Origin of the sequence: Xanthomonas albilineans (genome assembly GCF_002939705.1) — a bacterium.
Taxonomy (GTDB): Bacteria; Pseudomonadota; Gammaproteobacteria; order Xanthomonadales; family Xanthomonadaceae; genus Xanthomonas_A; species Xanthomonas_A albilineans.
The window spans coordinates 1-330 of sequence record NZ_MDCB01000120.1 but is presented as its reverse complement, the minus strand read 5'-3'; the positions used below and the strand labels follow the sequence as shown (position 1 = coordinate 330).

Here is a 330-nt window from a genome sequence, read left to right as displayed (position 1 = left end):
GGAGCGCTGGAGACACAAGCGCTGCAACGTGCGCTGGATCGCATCGTGGCCCGGCATGCGTCGCTGCGCACGACCTTCGCGTTGATCGATGGACAGGCATTGCAGCAGATTGCCGCCGAAGACAGCGGCTTCCAGTTGATCGTTCACGATCTGCGCGATATGCCCGAGCGCGAGGCGAAGCTGGAGCAGTTATTGGCCGAGGAGGCGCAAGCGCCCTTCGCGCTGGAACGCGGTCCGCTGATCCGTGGCGTGCTGGTACAGCTCGCCCACGACGAATACGTTTTCTTCGTGACCATGCACCACATCGTCTCGGACGGGTGGTCGATGGGG

1 protein-coding gene is annotated in these 330 nt (G+C 63.3%); it reads left to right on the top strand.

Translation table 11 applies throughout. From position 1 onward, the window contains the following. On the top strand, positions 1–330 hold a 330-nt coding region (locus tag XalbCFBP2523_RS16030), incomplete at both ends, for a condensation domain-containing protein (RefSeq protein ID WP_146084166.1).